Annotated in this window: 4 protein-coding genes; all 4 read right to left on the bottom strand. The window is 55.8% G+C overall.

All coding sequences use genetic code 11. The annotated features are described in order from the left end of the window. Nucleotides 1-225: 225 nt before the first annotated feature. The 4 genes from Q7U39_06425 to Q7U39_06410 all read right to left on the bottom strand — a co-directional run bounded on the left by Q7U39_06425 (nucleotide 226) and on the right by Q7U39_06410 (nucleotide 2,542). Nucleotides 226-879, bottom strand: coding sequence for a Crp/Fnr family transcriptional regulator (locus tag Q7U39_06425; protein ID MDO9117573.1), 654 nt, complete (start codon nucleotides 877-879; stop codon nucleotides 226-228). A 219-nt stretch (nucleotides 880-1,098) separates the two neighbouring features. After that, nucleotides 1,099-1,617 carry a hypothetical protein gene (locus Q7U39_06420; protein ID MDO9117572.1) on the bottom strand — a complete coding sequence of 173 codons (519 nt, stop codon included), beginning with the start codon at nucleotides 1,615-1,617 and terminating at the stop codon, nucleotides 1,099-1,101. Between the two features lie 75 nt (nucleotides 1,618-1,692). Then, entirely contained in the window at nucleotides 1,693-2,250 is a 558-nt protein-coding gene (locus Q7U39_06415; protein MDO9117571.1) for a BON domain-containing protein, read from the bottom strand. Nucleotides 2,251-2,314: 64 nt separating this feature from the next. Continuing rightward, nucleotides 2,315-2,542: a CsbD family protein gene (locus Q7U39_06410; GenBank protein ID MDO9117570.1), complete on the bottom strand. Its 228-nt coding sequence runs from the start codon at nucleotides 2,540-2,542 to the stop codon at nucleotides 2,315-2,317. Between the last annotated feature and the right edge of the window lie 783 nt (nucleotides 2,543-3,325).

Raw genomic sequence — 3,325 nt, 5'->3', positions numbered from 1 at the left:
TTGACGCCTACATGACCCACCGCAATACCCAGCCCACCCCCTTTGTGTGGACCAAATCCGCGCAGGAAATCTTAGCGAAAGTGAATCGGGCCAAGAGCGCTCTGGATAAGACAAGAACAGCATGAATCACTACACTAGCTGGTCAATATTGCTCATTTCATAATGAAATCCGATGGAAACCGCACGACCGAGCAGACTCGCCACGAAGGTGCGTGTTCAGCTGATCTAATCGTGAAGCACGACATTGAGGAGCGAGCTATGCACATGAAGACCGGCATTATACTCAATAAATCCGAACTGCTTGAATCGCTTCATAAAGAAGCTGACTCTGGACCGTGTCGTGCCCACCATGCCGGCCAGCATTTCCTGACTGATTTTGGGTATGACAAGCGACGGCTGCCCTTCCTTCCCGAAATGGGCCATCAACAGGAGGGTATGCGCCAGCCGCTTCTCAGCCGAATTAAAGAGACGATCGACCAGATCCTCCTGGACGCGAATACTATGAGACAACAGATAGGCCATGAATAGCGCGGCGAAAGCGGGCTCGTCGTGCAATACACGCATCATGGCAACCTTGTCGATCCGCGCGACCGTCGATGCGTCCAGAGCCGTCGCGGTCGCGACGCACACCAGTTGACCGGCAAGACAGCCCTCGCCGAAAAAGGCCCCTTGCTCAAGAATCCCGATCACCGCTTCTTTCCCCTGCGCAGAAACCGCCGTGAGTTTGACCCGGCCTTTCTGAATATAGAACACGGCGTTGGCCGCATCCCCTTGGGAAAATAGAACCCCAAGCTTCTCAGGATTCAGCGTGGTTTTTCCATTGCCGACTTTGGCAAGAAACGTCTTAGGGTTAAATCGTACCGGTTGTGTGTGCGCCATAGAAAGACCTGGAAGGGAATCGTTTTACTACCATAGCGTTGCTAGTGCAAAAGTATTTACGCCGAGACCGAGCGCGCGCGACTGCGTTCTTTGGGACGGCGAATTCGAATGCCGCAAAGCATCTTCACTGCCGTCTCCCCTTCCTCAACGTCCGGGACGGGTCAGTCGTCGAGACACGCCCATGCCGTGTGCAGGCATTGCTATATGAGCCCCATAGACCTATTTCGCCGGGTTTGCGTGACCCATCGAAACTGCGTGGCCCCTGTCATTCACTTGGGCCTCGATCTTATCGCCTGTCTTGAAGGTTCCGCCCTCCTGCTTGGTGGTCTGATCGACATGCAGCCGGACTTCCTTGCCCTTCAGATCACGCACGACATAAGAGTCACCTTCAATTTTCAGCAGGTCCCCTTTGACCATTTGAGGACCACTCGCCGGCAATCCGGCACTGGCCACATTGGCGTGCTTCAAAGAAAATGCGTGCCCCTTGTCAGTGACCTGAACTTCAACCTTGTCGCCTGTCTTAAAGTCACCGTCCAGCTTAGTGGTCTGATCAACATGGACGCGGACGTCATGCCCGGCCGTATCGTGCAGCGTATAAAACTCACCCTCGATCTTCAGCAGATCCCCCTTGACTGACTGGGAACCCGGCGCAGCCACCTCTTCAGCCGCATAGGATAACGCTGTGATTCCGACCATAAGCACTAATGCGAGGACGAACTGGCCCATGAGCTTATTCACAACTACACCTCCTTGTCGCTGATGATGAGGCATCCCCCGTCTCGCGATGAGACGGGGGATGCGAGTCACAAATCCTTAACTCTTTTCCTTCAACGTGAGATCGTTCTTCACCGACTTCACGCCCGGAACAATCCAAGCAGTCCAGGACGCCTGCGCGCTGGTCGTGAGGTCAGGAGCATCGCCGGTCAACGATACGACCCCCGCATTGGTCTGAACCGAAATATGCGCATTCTTGAGAGCCGGCTCTTTTGCGACGTACTCTTTGACGCGCGTGGTAATCGCATCATCCTTGTCATCTACCGCCTCGCGCTTAACCGGAGCGACGATCTCCAGATCGTTCTTCACGCTCTTCACACCCTCGATTCCCTTGGTGATCCCCTCGGCCGCCTGCTTGGCTTCAGTGGAATCGACCTTCCCGCGGAGCATCACCTGTCCTTGGGTGGTTTCAACATCGATCTGCCGGCCCTTGACCCGGGCATCGGCAAAGAGCGCGATCTTGGTCTTCGACGTAAGCCACGAGTCATTGATCGGAGTTTTCTCTCCGGTCGTGCTGGCAGCCGATACCGGCCCCGCGATGAATGCAGCCCCTAACACCATAGCTGCGCCGACAGTCATGAGATAGCGAGTGGTCATATTCGTCTCCTTAATTGACATGTAAAACTTCCTCCGTGAAACGGCTCGTCTTGAATGCGTTGCGTCACTGCGTCTTTCCCTTTGCGGCATCCGGCAGAAATTTTGGGTGCCACTCGTCGGCCCACTTCATGATCTCCTCTTTTTTATCGCCATACCGCTCCTGAGCTTTTCCGACAAACGTGTCGTAGTTCCCTTCGATCAGCTGCAAGTCATCATCGGTAAACTTGCCCCACCGCTGCTTCAGTTCACCTTTGAGCTGCATCCACTTCCCCTTAAGCTGGTCCGCATTCATTCAATGCTCCTTTCCCTCATAGTGTCATTTTCCATCTGCCACTGGCTTTCCCATGGCACCCAGTCTCTCTTCATGTTCAGTATGGCGAGAAGGCCGGACGCAAACTGATCAATACAGCTCAGCCCCACACCCACCAGGATTGAGAGGAGGAGGAGATTCCTCGCCCGATAGACGTCAATCCAGCAAGACCACTGAGCTCGGCGGCATATCTCACATCTTGCGCAGTAACAACACACAGAAGAGCTGCCATATCCTATAGACGATGGACAACGGATTGACTGAGCCAGGAGAGAGACCGTGCTGCCGCTGGCGGAGTGCAGCGGTTTGCTCCTGCCTGAGGTCCTGTGTGAGCAAGGCACTGTTTTACGAGTACACGCCAGCCACCGTCCGGCTCCATGACCGGGTAACCGTTCGCGGCAAACGCTGCCACCGCCGTCGCGGCGCGATGCTAGACTTCAGATGCATAGTGTGGAGGCTTCAGAGGTGTTGACGGCCCTGGGCGGCATGGGTGATCCGTCGCTCTTGCTGACGACGTTCGATCATGCGCCGACAAGCAAGAAAGCCGGCGCCCCTGTCCGTTCACGAAACGGAAGTGAAGGAGCGCCGGCCACTTGACCCGGACGTTACTTGTTGGCTGCCGGTGATCGTTCCGCCCCGCCCCCGCCCTTGGAGGTTTCGCCCTGCGGGCCGGTGGCGCCGCGGTCACCGAAATTCTGTCCCTCGCGCACTCCCTTCCGCGCCTCGCTGTCTCGCAACGTTTGTAATTGCTCCTGCAATGATGAA

Source organism: Nitrospira sp. (genome assembly GCA_030653545.1).
Taxonomy (GTDB): Bacteria; Nitrospirota; Nitrospiria; order Nitrospirales; family Nitrospiraceae; genus Nitrospira_D.
This window is presented reverse-complemented; position numbering and strand designations above follow the sequence as displayed.

Excerpts from the sequence above, each read along its gene's own strand:
- Q7U39_06415 (MDO9117571.1), bottom strand. The coding sequence starts at position 2,250 with ATGACCACTCGCTATCTCATGACTGTCGGCGCAGCTATGGTGTTAGGG.
- Q7U39_06410 (MDO9117570.1), bottom strand. The coding sequence starts at position 2,542 with ATGAATGCGGACCAGCTTAAGGGGAAGTGGATGCAGCTCAAAGGTGAA.
- Q7U39_06425 (MDO9117573.1), bottom strand. The coding sequence starts at position 879 with ATGGCGCACACACAACCGGTACGATTTAACCCTAAGACGTTTCTTGCC.